Source organism: Citrobacter freundii complex sp. CFNIH4 (genome assembly GCF_002934505.1).
GTDB lineage: Bacteria > Pseudomonadota > Gammaproteobacteria > Enterobacterales > Enterobacteriaceae > Citrobacter > Citrobacter freundii.
Genome location: NZ_CP026231.1, coordinates 4,315,949 through 4,330,709, shown reverse-complemented (window position 1 = coordinate 4,330,709; position 14,761 = coordinate 4,315,949). Strand labels below are relative to the sequence as shown.

Here is a 14,761-nt window from a genome sequence, read left to right as displayed (position 1 = left end):
CAACGCGATCATGATAAGCGTAGTAAAACTGCGCCTACGGCAATACCTGCTGCCGCGACAAGACGTATTCCGGCAACCTTCTCTTTCAGTAGCAGCCACGCGAGCAGCGCGCCAAACAGGATAGAGGTTTCACGCAGCGCCGCGACTACCGCCAACGGAGCCTGGGTCATGGCCCACAGCGCCAGGCCGTAAGAACCCATTGTGCCAATGCCACCAAGAATACCTTTCTTCCACTGCTGTACCAGATAGCGCGACGCTTCCCGGCGTCTGGCGATCATCGCCCAGCCCAGCAGGCAGGAACCGTTCAGAAAGAAGGTCCACAGCGTATAACCCAGCGCGGTTTCTGATAAACGTACGCCGGTGCCATCAACCAGCGTATAACCGGCGATAAAGCAGGCGTTAATGAGCGCCAGGATAATCCCGCGTTGCGAACCGCTGCGTCCGTTAAATGCCATCCCGAGAATAGCCAGACAGATGGTGGCAATCCCCACCCAGGCGAGTAGCGAAAGGCTATCGCCAAGAAACAGGACGCTGATAATCGCGACCAGCAGTGGCGCTGTGCCGCGCATCAGAGGATAGGTCTGGCTCATATCCGAAACCTGATAGGTTTTGGCGACCAGGACGGTATAGACCACCTGTAATGCGGTTGAGACAGCTAAAAACGGCAGGCTGGAGGCAGAGGGGTGCGGCGCAAAGGGTAAACAAATCAGCGCCATAATTGCAGCGGTTCCGCTGACGCTGATCGCCGAGTACAGCTTGTCGTTTCCCGCTTTTACGATGGCATTCCAGCTGGCATGCAGCAGTGCGGCGAACAGCAAAATGCAGAAAACAGAAAGCGTCATGGCGGAATTCTTCCCTGAGGATGTCATAAAAACGTAACATATTGACGCGATACAAGCACCAGGGAGAAGGTGAAAGGGGAGCGGAGTGTTATCCGCCCCCCTTAGGTGCGACTTGAATCTGAATTACTTAATGTATTTCAGAACGGCATCAAGGAGTTGCAGTGCTGCAACAATGAGTTTGAGGATAAGAATAGCGATATCCACGAGGCTCATACGCTCTCCTTTTGGTACAAGGAGCACGGTGCTGACGTACCTCGCCGCTGCCTGTTGCCAGCACCTTTGTTGACATAACACAGTGTGCTCACGCGGGGGTTAAGGCGCTGACGGCACCACCCGTTTCAGCCAGGACTTTGATGCGCCGGTTTACGATGCGGCCCCCGCATAACACATTGCGTACCGAGACATTATAGATAAACACTGTATAAATTAACAGTATTTTATGGACGTTACACTATTCATGTTCCATACTCAAAAACATCAAAATTCGTGCCGAAATTGCGTGTTCTTCGTAGAACGCGTATACTTTTTTCGTTGACATAACACAGTGTGTTCGGCGGCTACCAACCGCACAACGCTGAAAAAACCTCGCTCCGGCGGGGTTTTTTGTTTTTGCACGACATACAATGAAATGTGATCGTTGAAGCATTTTTGTGCAGATGAAAATTTTTCCATTGTCACGCTGAAAAACCTGTGTTTGTATAAATCCAGTTAATCAACAAACAGACAGGTCCCTAATGAACCCTTCCATGCTGACTGCGACCCTACTAAAAACTGCGCCATCTCGCGCAGCGGTCGTCGTGCGTGTGGTGGTGGTCGTCGGCAATGCGCCGTAGGGTCCGAATCAACACACGATTCCAAAACCCCGCCGGCGCAAACCGGGCGGGGTTTTTCGTTTCAGAGACCTGCCCGGAGCAAAGGCCCAGAATAAAAGGACTGGAGCATGGCAAGTTCGGGCATAACATCCAAGCGTACGCGTTTTACGGGCGCAGAATTCATCGTTCATTTCCTGGAACGTCAGGGGATCCAGGTCGTCACCGGTATTCCAGGCGGCTCGATTCTTCCCGTCTATGACGCTTTAAGCCAAAGCACACAAATCCGTCATATCCTGGCGCGCCACGAGCAGGGCGCGGGGTTTATCGCGCAGGGAATGGCGAGAACCGATGGCAAACCCGCTGTCTGTATGGCCTGTAGCGGACCGGGCGCAACCAACCTGGTAACCGCCATTGCCGATGCGCGTCTGGATTCCATCCCGCTGGTGTGTATCACCGGGCAGGTTCCGGCCTCAATGATCGGCACCGACGCTTTCCAGGAAGTCGACACCTACGGCATCTCTATCCCCATCACTAAGCATAACTATCTGGTCCGCCATATCAGTGAATTACCGCAGGTCATGAGCGATGCGTTCCGCATTGCGCAGTCCGGACGTCCAGGCCCGGTGTGGATAGACATTCCTAAGGATATTCAAACCGCCGTTTTTGAAATTGAAGAGATGCCGGAACCCGCGCAGAAAATGGCGGCACCAGCGTTCGGCCAGGACAGCATTCGCGATGCTGCAGCTATGATTAACGCCGCCAAACGCCCGGTGCTGTATCTCGGCGGCGGCGTAATTAACGCGCCGGAACGTGTTCGTGAGCTGGCCGAAAAAGCAAAACTGCCGACCACTATGACCTTGATGGCGCTCGGCATGCTGCCAAAAGCGCATCCGCTGTCGTTAGGCATGCTGGGCATGCACGGCGCGCGCAGCACCAACTTTATTCTGCAAGAAGCGGATTTACTGATTGTTCTGGGCGCACGTTTTGATGACCGGGCGATTGGTAAAACCGAACAGTTCTGCCCGAATGCCAAAATCATCCACGTGGATATTGACCGCGCGGAGCTGGGTAAAATCAAACAGCCGCACGTGGCGATCCAGGCAGATGTCGATGAGGTTCTGGCACAATTGATCCCGCAGATTGAAGCGCAGCCGCGTGAAGAGTGGCATCAACTGGTGTCTGACCTGCAGCAAGAATTTCCGTGCACGATCCCCCAGGAAAAAAATCCGCTCAGCCACTATGGATTGATCAACGCCGTGGCTGCCCGCGTAGACGACAGCGCCATTATCACTACCGACGTAGGCCAGCATCAGATGTGGGCGGCACAGGCTTACCCGCTGAACCGTCCGCGCCAGTGGCTGACCTCCGGCGGTCTGGGAACCATGGGCTTTGGCCTGCCTGCGGCGATTGGTGCGGCCCTGGCCAACCCAGACAAAAAAGTGCTGTGCTTCTCCGGCGATGGCAGCCTGATGATGAATATTCAGGAAATGGCGACCGCCAGCGAAAATCAGCTGGATATTAAAATCATTCTGATGAATAACGAAGCGTTAGGTCTTGTATATCAGCAGCAGAGTCTGTTTTATAAGCAGGGCGTTTTTGCCGCGACCTATCCGGGGATGATTAACTTTATGCAGATAGCTGCCGGGTTTGGTCTCGAAACCTGCGATCTGAATAACGAAGCGGACCCACAGGCAGCGTTGCAGGAGATTATTAATCGCCCTGGACCTGCGCTAATCCACGTGCGCATCGATGCCGAAGAAAAAGTGTACCCGATGGTGCCGCCGGGTGCGGCAAACACAGAAATGGTGGGGGAATAAGCCATGCAACAGCAGACTCATGACAACGTAATCCTGGAACTCACCGTACGCAACCATCCGGGCGTAATGACTCACGTTTGCGGCCTGTTCGCCCGTCGTGCGTTCAACGTAGAAGGCATCCTCTGTCTACCGATTCAGGACAGCGATAAGAGCCGCATCTGGCTACTGGTCAACGACGATCAACGTCTTGAGCAGATGATAAGCCAGATCGACAAGCTTGAAGATGTAGTGAAAGTGGCCCGCAATCAGTCCGATCCGTCGATGTTTAACAAAATCACCGTGTTCTTTGAGTGAGTTAGTCGCCGTCTGAATCCGGGGTGATCACTTTGACAGAGCCGTTCCGGCAGTGGGTTGCGTAATCTGCTGGTAACGGACGGTCGCTTATCAGTACGTCAAAGGTCGAGAGTGGACCAATGCTGGCGGGGGCGACCTCATCGAACAGGGCGCGGCGCGTCAGCAGAATTTTGCGTAATCCGCGTTCCATCGCTTTGCGTTTTGTGGCTAGATCGTCCGGATTGAACCAGCTAACGCCGAAATGCTCATGGACGCCGCTGGCGGAGATGAATACTTTTCGTGGGTTGAGCGCATCCAGCGGAGAGGGGGTGCTGGTATCGTAAAAGGCGTCACTTTTCGCCCGATAGGTGCCTCCGCAAAGAATCACCGTGGCGTTGGGTTTTTCATTTAGCGCCACGAATACCCGGTGCGAGTAGCAAATCCCGGTAAAGGAAATATCGTCCGGGATCATGCTGACCACCAACGGCATTTCCGCACCATTATCAAAAAAGACCAGATCATTTTCACTTACCAGTCCCGCGGCCAGAATAGCAACCGGTAAGTCGTCGCGATGATACTGTTTTTGCGCGGGGAGTGGTGCGTTAACGATGGCGGCGGGCTTGTTCACCATCACAATGTAACCACCGAGCAGCGTAAGCGGTAACGGCTCGTCATCCTGACTGAGATCCCGACGAATAGTCATCACGGAAACTTCCAGCATTCGTGCCGCCTCTTTCAGATGGATTCGGTCGGTCTTCTTCAACAATTCCATCAAACGTCGAATACGTTCTTTTTGCTTAGTTTCCATGTGCTTCTCCACGAATCATGTTCCCATGTTCCTTCAGTAACATTTTTGTGTTTCTGAGAACATGGCATTGCCGCATTACTATACGTCTGACTATTCGGAAATAAAAGCGTGTTTTTTCACGTTTTATTGATTATATCCAGTTAACTTTCAGTCAATTGTAAGCAACTTCATTATTTGTAGTGTGATGGAGTCGCAACATTTAGCGTAATAAACAAACAATAAAATGATCTTCCAATCGCGATCCTAGTCACAAATGATACGAAAGTAACATGATAATGTTATTTTAATATCATTGTGGTGTGATTGTTTCTGAGAGGTAGTAAAATGGATATCGCGGTTATTGGCTCCAACATGGTGGATCTCATCACCTACATCAACCAGATGCCCAAAGAAGGGGAAACGCTGGAAGCGCCGGCGTTCAAAATTGGTTGTGGCGGTAAAGGGGCAAATCAGGCCGTTGCAGCCGCTAAGCTCAATTCCAAAGTACTGATGCTGACAAAAGTCGGTGATGATATTTTTGCGGATAACACTATTCGCAATCTCGAATCCTGGGGGATTAATACCACCTATGTCGAAAAGGTACCCTGCACCAGCAGCGGTGTCGCACCGATCTTTGTTAATGCGAACTCTAGCAACAGTATTCTGATTATTAAAGGAGCGAACAAATTTCTCTCCCCGGAAGATATCGATCGTGCGGCGGAAGATCTGAAAAAATGTCAGCTTATTGTCCTGCAACTGGAAGTGCAGCTGGAAACTGTTTATCACGCGATTGAATTTGGCAAAAAACACGGTATTGAAGTGTTACTAAATCCCGCTCCTGCATTACGGGAATTAGATATGTCTTATGCCTGTAAATGTGATTTTTTTGTGCCGAATGAAACCGAGCTGGAAATATTAACCGGTATGCCAGTGGATACTTATGACCATATTCGCGCAGCGGCACGTTCTCTGGTTGATAAAGGTTTGAACAATATTATCGTTACCATGGGTGAGAAAGGTGCGTTGTGGATGACGCGTGACCAGGAAGTCCATGTTCCGGCGTTTAAAGTGAACGCTGTCGATACCAGTGGTGCAGGCGACGCTTTCATCGGTTGTTTTGCCCATTATTACGTTCAAAGCGGTGATGTCGAAGCCGCCATGAAAAAAGCCGTTCTCTTCGCTGCATTTAGCGTTACCGGGAAAGGCACTCAATCATCTTATCCAAGCATCGAACAATTTAATGAGTTTCTTACCTTAAACGAATAATACTCCTGCATTGTAAAAGGTAGCACTATGAACGATAAAAACATCATTCAGATGCCCGACGGCTATCTGAATAAGACGCCTCTGTTCCAGTTTATTTTGTTATCCTGTTTATTCCCATTATGGGGATGCGCAGCCGCATTAAATGATATTCTGATTACGCAATTCAAAAGCGTATTTTCACTCAGCAACTTTGCCTCGGCATTAGTGCAGAGTGCCTTTTATGGCGGATATTTTTTAATTGCGATTCCTGCATCTTTGGTGATTAAAAAGACCAGCTATAAAATTGCCATCTTAATGGGGCTGACGCTATATATTGTTGGCTGTACGCTCTTTTTCCCGGCATCGCACATGGCCACCTACACCATGTTCCTCGCGGCAATTTTTGCGATTGCGATTGGCCTGAGCTTCCTGGAAACGGCAGCTAATACCTACAGCTCCATGATCGGCCCAAAAGCGTATGCCACTTTACGCCTGAACATCAGCCAGACCTTTTACCCCATTGGCGCCGCCGCCGGTATTCTGCTGGGCAAATATCTGGTCTTCTCTGAAGGTGAGAGTCTGGAAAAACAGATGGCTGGGATGAACGCGGAACAGATCCACAACTTTAAAGTGTTGATGCTGGAAAATACCCTTGAGCCTTACAAGTACATGATTATGGTACTGGTTGTGGTGATGGTGTTGTTCCTGCTGACCCGCTTCCCGACCTGCAAAGTCGCGCAAACGGCGAGTCATAAGCGTCCGTCAGCGATGGATACGCTGCGTTATCTGGCCAGCAATGCCCGTTTCCGCCGTGGGATTGTTGCGCAGTTCCTGTATGTGGGGATGCAGGTTGCGGTGTGGTCATTCACTATCCGTCTGGCACTGGAATTGGGTGATATCAACGAGCGTGATGCCTCAACCTTCATGGTCTATAGCTTTGCCTGCTTCTTTATCGGGAAGTTTATCGCCAACATATTGATGACGCGCTTCAATCCGGAAAAAGTGCTGATCCTATACTCCATCATTGGCGCGCTGTTCCTCGTCTATGTTGCGCTGGCGCCAAGCTTCAGCGCCGTGTACGTCGCCGTGCTGGTGAGCGTCCTGTTTGGACCCTGCTGGGCGACAATCTACGCCGGTACGCTGGATACCGTGGATAACGAGCATACTGAAATGGCGGGAGCTGTCATTGTCATGGCGATTGTCGGTGCGGCGGTGGTTCCGGCAATTCAGGGCTATGTGGCTGATATGTTCCACTCGCTGCAACTTTCGTTCCTGGTTTCTATGTTGTGCTTCGTGTACGTCGGAATCTACTTCTGGCGTGAGAGCAAAGTACGCAACAATCTGGCTGAAGCGACGGTTTCCTGAGGAGAACGATCATGACAACACGTATCACGCTGTGGCGGGAACTCTTTGCAGAGCATCCGCGAATCTTACTGAAAAATAGCGATTTCACGGTTACCGCGTTTCGTTACGCCAGCGGAGTGGAAGGGCTGAAGATAGAAAACAGTCGTGGACATCTGGTTATTCTGCCCTGGATGGGGCAGATGATCTGGGATGCGCAGTTTGACGGGCATGATCTGACCATGCGCAACATGTTCAGTCAGCCAAAACCGGCTGCAGAAGTGGTCGCGACCTACGGCTGCTTTGCTTTCCACTCGGGGCTATTGGCTAATGGCTGCCCGTCGCCGGAGGATTCTCACCCGCTGCATGGTGAAATGGCCTGTGCTGCGATGGATGAGGCCTGGCTGGAGTTGGAAGGCGAGAATTTACGCGTGAGCGGATGCTACGAGTATGTGATGGGGTTCGGTCATCATTATCAGGCGTATCCTGCGGTGGTTATGCGTAAGGCGAGCGCGCTGTTTGATATTCAGATGGCGGTCACTAACCTCGCCTCAGTGGCAATGCCTTTGCAGTACATGTGCCATATGAACTATGCCTACGTCCCGGAAGCGACCTTCAGCCAGAATATCCCGGATGAAGCCATAACGCTGCGTGAATCGGTACCCGTACATGTTAAGCCTACCGAGCAGTGGCTGGCGTTTAATCAGCGGATTATTCAGGGTGAGGCTTCGCTGGCGCGCCTTAATGAACCCGATTTTTACGATCCGGAAATCGTTTTCTTTGCTGACCAACTGGAAAGATACACAGATAAGCCTGAATTTAGCATGATCGCACCTGATGGCACCACGTTCGTGACGCGTTTCTCCAGCGCGGAGCTGAATTATGTCACCCGTTGGATCCTCTATAACGGCGATCAGCAGGTGGCAGCCTTCGCCCTACCCGCGACTTGTCGACCTGAAGGCTTCCTGGCGGCGGAACGAAACGGGACGTTGATTCAGATAGAACCGAAACACACCCGCACATTTACCGTCACAACGGGCATAGCCTGATCGCTCAAGGCTTGAACAGCAAAGCACTTATCGTTAAGGTAAGCGCTTTTGCCGGATGTCGGTATTAATGCCTTATCCGGCCTACAACGGCACCTGCCCGTAGGCCTGATAAGCGCAGCGCCATCAGGCATGTCTTAGCGCCAGGATGAACCCATGATTACCGTTGCCCTTATTGACGACCACCTTATAGTCCGCTCCGGCTTTGCCCAACTGCTGGGGCTGGAACCTGATTTGCAGGTGGTGGCTGAGTTTGGCTCAGGCAGTGAGGCGCTGGCGGGATTACCGGGACGCGGCGTGCAGGTCTGTATCTGTGATATCTCGATGCCAGATATCTCCGGTCTTGAACTGTTAAGCCAGTTACCAAAAGGAATGGCGATTATCATGCTCTCCGTCCACGACAGCCCGGCGCTGGTGGAGCAGGCGCTCAACGCGGGCGCGCGTGGTTTCCTTTCTAAACGCTGTAGCCCGGATGAGCTGATCGCAGCGGTGCATACCGTTGCGACCGGCGGCTGTTACCTGACGCCGGACATCGCCGTCAAACTGGCGGCTGGTCGTCAGGATCCGCTCACCAAACGCGAACGTCAGGTAGCGGAAAAACTGGCACAAGGTATGGCGGTCAAAGAGATTGCTGCTGAACTGGGTCTGTCGCCGAAAACGGTGCACGTGCATCGCGCCAACCTGATGGAAAAGCTGGGCGTCAGTAACGACGTCGAACTGGCCCGCCGGATGTTTGACGGCTGGCAATGAACACGCTCTGTTCCCGGTTAATCACCGTTGTTGCCTGCTTCTTTATCTTCTCTGCCGCGTGGTTTTGCCTGTGGAGCATCAGCCTGCATCTGGTTGAGCGCCCGGAGCTGGCGGTACTGTTGTTTCCGTTTGGCCTGCGTCTGGGGCTGATGCTGCAATGTCCACGTGACTACTGGCCGGTGCTGTTGGGCGCGGAATGGCTGCTTCTTTTCTGGTTGGCACAGGAAGTGGTGCTGGCCCATTTGCCACTTTTGATGATCGGCAGCTTCCTCACGTTACTCCCGGTGATGCTGATATCGCGATACCGCCACCAGCGTGACTGGCGTACGCTGCTGTTGCAGGGCGCGGCGCTTACGGCGGCGGCATTGCTGCAATCGCTGCCCTGGCTTGGGCAGGGTGAAGAGGCATGGAACGCGCTGCTGCTGACGCTCACCGGCGGATTAACGCTGGCGCCGATCTGCCTGGTGTTCTGGCACTATCTGACCAGCACCACCTGGCTGCCGCTGGGCCCTGCGGTGGTGTCGCAGCCGGTGAACTGGCGCGGGCGGCATCTGGTCTGGTACCTGCTGCTGTTTAGCGTCAGCCTGTGGCTACAGCTCGGTTTACCCGCCGAGCTTTCGCGCTTCACGCCGTTTTGCCTCGCGTTGCCGATCATTGCGCTGGCCTGGCACTACGGCTGGCAGGGGGCGCTGATTGCGACGCTGATGAACGCCATCGCGCTGATTGCCAGCCAGACCTGGCACGATCATCCCGTCGACCTGTTGCTCTCGCTGCTGGTGCAAAGCCTGACCGGGCTGCTGCTCGGCGCGGGTATTCAGCGTCTGCGTGAGCTTAACCAGTCGCTGCAAAACGAATTAGCGCGCAACCATCGTCTGGCTGAACGCCTGCTGGAGACCGAAGAGAGCGTGCGCCGGGACGTGGCGCGCGAACTGCATGATGATATCGGCCAAACCATCACCGCCATTCGTACCCAGGCGGGTATTGTCCAGCGCCTGGCGCCGGAAAACGCAGGGGTGAAGCGTAGCGGGGCACACATCGAACAACTTTCTCTCGGCGTGTACGATTCGGTGCGTCGCCTGTTAGGCCGCCTGCGACCACGCCAGTTGGACGATCTCACGCTGGAGCAGGCCATCCGCTCATTGATGCGCGAAATGGAGCTGGAAAGCCGCGGCATCGTCAGCCATCTGGACTGGCGAATTGACGAATCTGCACTCAGCGAAAGCCAGCGGGTGACGTTGTTTCGCGTCTGTCAGGAAGGACTGAACAACATCGTTAAGCACGCCAACGCCAGCGCGGTGACGCTTCAGGGCTGGCAACAGGATGAACGGCTGATGCTGGTGATTGAGGACGACGGCAGCGGCCTGCCGCCAGGGTCGAATCAGCATGGATTTGGCCTCACCGGGATGCGTGAACGGATTAGCGCCCTCGGAGGATCGCTGTCGATTTCCTGTACGCACGGCACGCGGGTCAGCGTGTCACTGCCTCAACGTTATGTGTAAGGAGCGGCCATGTTTGCGTTTTTAAAAGCCCCGGCCAATGCGCCGCTCATCACTGACAAGCAGGAAGTGGATGCCCGCTATCGCTATTGGCGGCGGCATATTCTGACCACTATCTGGCTCGGCTATGCACTGTTCTATTTCACACGCAAAAGCTTCAATGCCGCCGTACCGGATATTCTCACCAGCGGTGTGCTGACTCGCAGCGATATTGGGCTATTGGCGACGCTGTTTTACATCACCTACGGCCTGTCGAAGTTTGTTTCCGGTATCGTCAGCGACCGCTCCAACGCACGCTATTTTATGGGCATCGGGCTGATCGCCACCGGCGTGGTGAACATTCTGTTTGGATTCTCTACCTCACTGTGGGCCTTTGCGGTGCTGTGGGCGCTGAACGCCTTTTTCCAGGGCTGGGGGTCGCCGGTCTGCGCGCGTTTATTGACCGCGTGGTATTCGCGTACCGAGCGCGGCGGCTGGTGGGCGCTGTGGAATACCGCGCACAACGTCGGCGGAGCGCTGATCCCTATCGTGATGGCGGCGACAGCGCTGCACTACGGTTGGCGCGCCGGGATGATGATTGCCGGGTTGCTGGCGATTGTGGTGGGGGTTTTCCTCTGCTGGCGGCTGCGCGACAGACCGCAGGCGATTGGCCTGCCGCCGATTGGCGACTGGCGGCATGATGAGCTAGAAATTGCTCAGCAGCAGGAAGGTGCAGGGCTGAGCCGCAAAGAGATCCTCACCCGCTATGTGCTGCTGAATCCTTATATCTGGCTGCTGTCACTGTGTTATGTGCTGGTATACGTGGTCCGTGCAGCGATTAATGACTGGGGCAATCTGTACATGTCTGAGACGCTCGGTGTGGATCTGGTGACTGCCAATACCGCCGTGACCATGTTCGAACTGGGTGGATTTGTCGGTGCGCTGGTGGCGGGGTGGGGCTCGGACAAGCTGTTTAACGGCAACCGCGGTCCAATGAACCTGATTTTTGCCGCCGGAATTTTGCTCTCCGTTGGTTCGCTGTGGCTGATGCCGTTCGCCAGCTACGTGATGCAGGCAGCGTGCTTTTTCACCACCGGATTCTTCGTCTTCGGCCCGCAGATGCTGATCGGCATGGCGGCAGCGGAGTGTTCGCACAAAGAGGCAGCAGGTGCAGCAACCGGTTTTGTTGGGCTGTTTGCCTATCTGGGGGCATCGCTCTCCGGCTGGCCCCTGGCGAAGGTGATGGAGGTCTGGCACTGGACCGGGTTTTTTGTGGTGATCGCCATTGCGGCGGGGATTTCCGCGCTGCTGCTGCTGCCGTTTTTAAACGCCCAGGCTCCGCGCGATCTCAACGAAGCGTGATGCACCTCACCTTTTTGCCCTGAGTGGGGCAAAACTAAGAAATTTTCCCGGTTTCACCTGGACGCTGTCTCAGGCACGTCTCCCGGCTGATTTTTACAATGCCTGCTATTCGCAGGTATAAAAATTAGCTCGGGAGTGTCAAATGCTGGCCTTTCTCAACCAGGTGCGCAAGCCGACCCTGGATCTGCCGCTCGATGTGCGGCGCAAAATGTGGTTCAAACCGTTCATGCAGTCCTATCTGGTGGTCTTTATCGGCTACCTGACCATGTACCTGATCCGCAAAAACTTCAACATCGCGCAGAACGACATGATCTCCACCTACGGGCTGAGCATGACGCAACTGGGGATGATTGGCCTGGGCTTCTCCATCACCTACGGCGTGGGAAAAACGCTGGTTTCCTACTACGCGGACGGCAAAAACACCAAGCAGTTCCTGCCGTTTATGCTGATCCTCTCTGCCATCTGTATGCTCGGCTTCAGCGCCAGCATGGGTGCGGGTTCAACCAGCCTGTTCCTGATGATTGCCTTCTATGCGCTGAGTGGTTTCTTCCAGAGTACCGGCGGCTCGTGTAGCTATTCCACCATCACCAAATGGACGCCGCGTCGCAAGCGGGGTTCTTACCTCGGTATGTGGAACATCTCCCACAACCTCGGCGGTGCGGGTGCGGCAGGCGTGGCGCTGTTTGGCGCTAACTATCTGTTCGACGGTCACGTCATCGGGATGTTTATCTTCCCGTCGATTATCGCGCTGATTGTTGGTTTTATCGGCCTGCGCTACGGCAGTGACTCCCCGGAATCTTATGGTCTTGGTAAAGCTGAAGAGTTGTTCGGCGAGGAGATCAGCGAAGAAGACAAAGAGACCGAAGAAAACGAGATGACGAAATGGCAGATCTTTGTTGAGTACGTGCTGAAAAACAAAGTGATCTGGTTGTTATGTTTCTCGAACATCTTCCTGTACGTAGTGCGTATCGGTATTGACCAGTGGTCCACCGTCTACGCTTTCCAGGAGCTAAAGCTCTCCAAAGAAGTGGCGATTCAGGGCTTTACCCTGTTTGAAGTGGGCGCGCTGGTCGGCACGCTGCTGTGGGGCTGGCTCTCTGACCTGGCGAATGGCCGCCGTGCGCTGGTGGCCTGCGTGGCGCTGGCGTTGATTATCGCCACCCTGGGCGTTTATCAGCACGCCAGCAACCAGTACGTTTATCTGGCTTCGCTGTTTGCGCTGGGCTTCCTGGTGTTTGGTCCGCAGCTGTTAATCGGCGTTGCGGCAGTCGGATTTGTACCGAAAAAAGCGATCGGCGCAGCCGATGGGATTAAAGGCACCTTTGCTTATCTGATTGGTGACAGCTTCGCCAAGCTTGGTCTGGGGATGATTGCCGACGGCACGCCGATTTTCGGCCTCACCGGCTGGGCAGGAACCTTCGCCGCGCTGGACACCGCCGCCATCGGTTGTATCTGTCTGATGGCCATCGTGGCCGTGTTTGAAGAACGTAAAATTCGCCGCGAGAAAAAGATTCAACAATTGAAAGTCGCTTAAGTTAAGTGTGCATTGGTAACTTTTGCCCGCCTTAATGGCGGGCTTTTTTATGCCGTGGCGTTCATCCATCGACAGCGATAAATTTGCCGCTATGATGGGCATCCTGTCTGGTAATGGATGTGCGCATGATTTGGATAATGTTGGCCACCCTGGTGGTTGTTTTTGTGGTGGGATTTCGGGTGCTGACGTCCGGTTCACGGCGGGCAATTCGCCGTCTGAGCGAGCGACTGAACATTGATGTCGTGCCAGTAGAATCGATGATCGATCAGATGGGAAAAGTACAGGGTGAGGCTTTTTTACAGTACCTCCACCGCCCTGATGAATCACATCTGCAAAATGCGGCCCAGGTGCTGTTGATCTGGCAAATCGTGATTGTCGACGGCAGTGAGCCGAATCTGCTGCAGTGGCACCGTTGGCTGCAAAAAGCTCGGCTGGCCGCGCCGATTACCGACGCGCAGGTGCGTCTGGCGCTCGGTTTTTTGCGCGAAATGGAGCCGGACATGCAGGAGTTTAATGCGTTTCAAATGCGCTATAACGCCTTTTTCCAGCCCGAAGATGGCGTGCATTGGTTGCATTGATAGTCATGCCTGATGGCGTTACGGTTCTCAGGTCGACAAAACGTGTCGCTATCTGGCAGTGGCTAATTACATCAGAACGTCCAGGCCATGTTTTTGCACGATGCTGAGTAGTTTTAATGACATCCCACCAGGTCGTTTAGCTCCGCTCTCCCATTTTTGCACTGTCGATACGCTGGTGTTCAGATAACGGGCAAAAACGGGTTGGCTTACATTTAGCTTTTCACGCAATGCTTTAATCTCAGTCGGTTGAAGATCTTCCACGTGACTAAGACTGGCTTTGTCAAAATCGCGCATCGTTTCCTGTGGAATTGCACCAACGCTAAATAATCCAGAAGCTGCGCTATGGATGGCTTCAAAGGCAGGGCTTTTGAATTTATTCTTTGCTGTCATGACAGACCTCTACCAGTTCTTTACTCTGAATCAGTGCTGCTATTTTCATATCACCGAGGCTTGCATAATGCTTCGCCAGTTCACGAAAGCCGCTTAACTCGCTACTGTTAATATTTGCTATGTTCTGCTTGGCGTACAAGAACGTATAAAACCAATGCTCTCCGCCTTTCGCAAGGATGATGGCGCGATCGCGATTTTGATTAAGCCGCTTTTTATAAACTCCTCCGCCGAGATTGTCTGCTCTTCCCTGAAGAGTGGCGGCTATTGCTTCACATAATTCATTGTCATTAATCGCATGAGATTTCGCTTCCCTGGTAAACCATTTGGTTTTGAACACTCGCATCGGGTTGACATCCTGTAACCATAAATATAGCACCTGGTGATATACTATGCATTTAGTTAGCTGTAAAAAGGGGAAAAATCAGCCACGTTCGGAATGTGCGAGCCTCTACGCAAGTGACAATGCAAAACGGTAGAGTTGCTGAAACGTTAAATACGTCACAAATTTA

General features: G+C 53.4%; 16 protein-coding genes. 11 read left to right on the top strand and 5 right to left on the bottom strand.

Annotated elements, in window-relative coordinates; genetic code table 11:
* Positions 1-8: 8 nt before the first annotated feature.
* The gene (locus C2U41_RS22200; RefSeq protein WP_103848854.1) at positions 9-842 is read right to left on the bottom strand and encodes a DMT family transporter; all 834 of its coding nucleotides are present in this window, start codon (positions 840-842) and stop codon (positions 9-11) included.
* Positions 843-965: 123 nt separating this feature from the next.
* Positions 966-1,055: a type I toxin-antitoxin system toxin TisB gene (tisB, locus tag C2U41_RS22195; protein WP_003840643.1), complete on the bottom strand. Its 90-nt coding sequence runs from the start codon at positions 1,053-1,055 to the stop codon at positions 966-968.
* Between the two features lie 521 nt (positions 1,056-1,576).
* On the opposite strand from tisB, the gene ivbL reads away from it, so the two are divergent.
* The 3 genes from ivbL (at position 1,577) to ilvN (ending at position 3,765) form a co-directional block, all read left to right on the top strand.
* Positions 1,577-1,675 (top strand): ilvB operon leader peptide IvbL, encoded by a 99-nt coding sequence (gene ivbL / locus C2U41_RS22185; protein ID WP_003827118.1) that lies wholly within the window; start codon positions 1,577-1,579, stop codon positions 1,673-1,675.
* A 107-nt stretch (positions 1,676-1,782) separates the two neighbouring features.
* The gene (gene ilvB / locus C2U41_RS22180) at positions 1,783-3,471 is read left to right on the top strand and encodes an acetolactate synthase large subunit (RefSeq protein WP_103848855.1); all 1,689 of its coding nucleotides are present in this window, start codon (positions 1,783-1,785) and stop codon (positions 3,469-3,471) included.
* 3 nt (positions 3,472-3,474) lie between these two features.
* A complete protein-coding gene (ilvN, locus tag C2U41_RS22175; RefSeq protein ID WP_003023914.1) occupies positions 3,475-3,765 on the top strand; it encodes an acetolactate synthase small subunit in 291 nt (96 codons plus the stop codon).
* Position 3,766: 1 nt separating this feature from the next.
* Here ilvN and C2U41_RS22170 read toward each other — a convergent pair whose 3' ends face one another.
* On the bottom strand, positions 3,767-4,552 hold the full coding sequence (locus C2U41_RS22170) for a DeoR family transcriptional regulator (protein ID WP_103848856.1): 786 nt from the start codon (positions 4,550-4,552) through the stop codon (positions 3,767-3,769).
* Between the two features lie 324 nt (positions 4,553-4,876).
* Here C2U41_RS22170 and rbsK point away from each other — a divergent pair, with 324 nt between their 5' ends.
* The 8 genes from rbsK to C2U41_RS22130 all read left to right on the top strand — a co-directional run bounded on the left by rbsK (position 4,877) and on the right by C2U41_RS22130 (position 13,862).
* On the top strand, positions 4,877-5,797 hold the full coding sequence (gene rbsK, locus C2U41_RS22165; protein WP_003844463.1) for a ribokinase: 921 nt from the start codon (positions 4,877-4,879) through the stop codon (positions 5,795-5,797).
* A 27-nt stretch (positions 5,798-5,824) separates the two neighbouring features.
* On the top strand, positions 5,825-7,141 hold the full coding sequence (gene fucP / locus C2U41_RS22160) for an L-fucose:H+ symporter permease (RefSeq protein ID WP_003023919.1): 1,317 nt from the start codon (positions 5,825-5,827) through the stop codon (positions 7,139-7,141).
* An 11-nt stretch (positions 7,142-7,152) separates the two neighbouring features.
* Positions 7,153-8,166, top strand: a complete 1,014-nt coding sequence (locus C2U41_RS22155; RefSeq protein ID WP_103848857.1) for an aldose 1-epimerase family protein — start codon at positions 7,153-7,155, stop codon at positions 8,164-8,166.
* Positions 8,167-8,319: 153 nt separating this feature from the next.
* Entirely contained in the window at positions 8,320-8,913 is a 594-nt protein-coding gene (uhpA, locus tag C2U41_RS22150) for a transcriptional regulator UhpA (RefSeq protein ID WP_003023923.1), read from the top strand.
* On the top strand, positions 8,910-10,412 hold the full coding sequence (uhpB, locus tag C2U41_RS22145; RefSeq protein WP_003844466.1) for a signal transduction histidine-protein kinase/phosphatase UhpB: 1,503 nt from the start codon (positions 8,910-8,912) through the stop codon (positions 10,410-10,412). The genes uhpA and uhpB overlap by 4 nt, the downstream gene beginning before the upstream one ends.
* A gap of 9 nt (positions 10,413-10,421) precedes the next feature.
* A complete protein-coding gene (locus C2U41_RS22140) occupies positions 10,422-11,750 on the top strand; it encodes an MFS transporter (RefSeq protein ID WP_003023927.1) in 1,329 nt (442 codons plus the stop codon).
* Positions 11,751-11,892: 142 nt separating this feature from the next.
* Complete coding sequence (uhpT, locus tag C2U41_RS22135; RefSeq protein ID WP_003023929.1) at positions 11,893-13,284, top strand: hexose-6-phosphate:phosphate antiporter; 1,392 nt, start codon at positions 11,893-11,895, stop codon at positions 13,282-13,284.
* A gap of 125 nt (positions 13,285-13,409) precedes the next feature.
* Positions 13,410-13,862 carry a DUF1198 family protein gene (locus C2U41_RS22130; RefSeq protein WP_103848858.1) on the top strand — a complete coding sequence of 151 codons (453 nt, stop codon included), beginning with the start codon at positions 13,410-13,412 and terminating at the stop codon, positions 13,860-13,862.
* 66 nt (positions 13,863-13,928) lie between these two features.
* Here the strand turns inward: C2U41_RS22130 and C2U41_RS22125 are convergent, their stop codons facing one another.
* Both C2U41_RS22125 and C2U41_RS22120 read right to left on the bottom strand, forming a co-directional pair.
* Positions 13,929-14,252, bottom strand: coding sequence for a helix-turn-helix domain-containing protein (locus tag C2U41_RS22125; protein WP_003023937.1), 324 nt, complete (start codon positions 14,250-14,252; stop codon positions 13,929-13,931).
* On the bottom strand, positions 14,236-14,595 hold the full coding sequence (locus C2U41_RS22120) for a type II toxin-antitoxin system RelE/ParE family toxin (protein WP_032937135.1): 360 nt from the start codon (positions 14,593-14,595) through the stop codon (positions 14,236-14,238). Before C2U41_RS22120 ends, C2U41_RS22125 begins: the two co-directional genes overlap by 17 nt.
* Positions 14,596-14,761 lie beyond the last annotated feature (166 nt).

Coding starts and splice junctions, on each gene's coding strand:
- ivbL (WP_003827118.1), top strand. CDS start 1,577: ATGAACCCTTCCATGCTGACTGCGACCCTACTAAAAACTGCGCCATCT.
- C2U41_RS22125 (WP_003023937.1), bottom strand. CDS start 14,252: ATGACAGCAAAGAATAAATTCAAAAGCCCTGCCTTTGAAGCCATCCAT.
- C2U41_RS22140 (WP_003023927.1), top strand. CDS start 10,422: ATGTTTGCGTTTTTAAAAGCCCCGGCCAATGCGCCGCTCATCACTGAC.
- ilvB (WP_103848855.1), top strand. CDS start 1,783: ATGGCAAGTTCGGGCATAACATCCAAGCGTACGCGTTTTACGGGCGCA.
- uhpB (WP_003844466.1), top strand. CDS start 8,910: ATGAACACGCTCTGTTCCCGGTTAATCACCGTTGTTGCCTGCTTCTTT.
- C2U41_RS22130 (WP_103848858.1), top strand. CDS start 13,410: ATGATTTGGATAATGTTGGCCACCCTGGTGGTTGTTTTTGTGGTGGGA.
- rbsK (WP_003844463.1), top strand. CDS start 4,877: ATGGATATCGCGGTTATTGGCTCCAACATGGTGGATCTCATCACCTAC.
- tisB (WP_003840643.1), bottom strand. CDS start 1,055: ATGAGCCTCGTGGATATCGCTATTCTTATCCTCAAACTCATTGTTGCA.
- C2U41_RS22200 (WP_103848854.1), bottom strand. CDS start 842: ATGACGCTTTCTGTTTTCTGCATTTTGCTGTTCGCCGCACTGCTGCAT.
- fucP (WP_003023919.1), top strand. CDS start 5,825: ATGAACGATAAAAACATCATTCAGATGCCCGACGGCTATCTGAATAAG.
- C2U41_RS22120 (WP_032937135.1), bottom strand. CDS start 14,595: ATGCGAGTGTTCAAAACCAAATGGTTTACCAGGGAAGCGAAATCTCAT.
- C2U41_RS22170 (WP_103848856.1), bottom strand. CDS start 4,552: ATGGAAACTAAGCAAAAAGAACGTATTCGACGTTTGATGGAATTGTTG.
- C2U41_RS22155 (WP_103848857.1), top strand. CDS start 7,153: ATGACAACACGTATCACGCTGTGGCGGGAACTCTTTGCAGAGCATCCG.
- uhpA (WP_003023923.1), top strand. CDS start 8,320: ATGATTACCGTTGCCCTTATTGACGACCACCTTATAGTCCGCTCCGGC.
- uhpT (WP_003023929.1), top strand. CDS start 11,893: ATGCTGGCCTTTCTCAACCAGGTGCGCAAGCCGACCCTGGATCTGCCG.
- ilvN (WP_003023914.1), top strand. CDS start 3,475: ATGCAACAGCAGACTCATGACAACGTAATCCTGGAACTCACCGTACGC.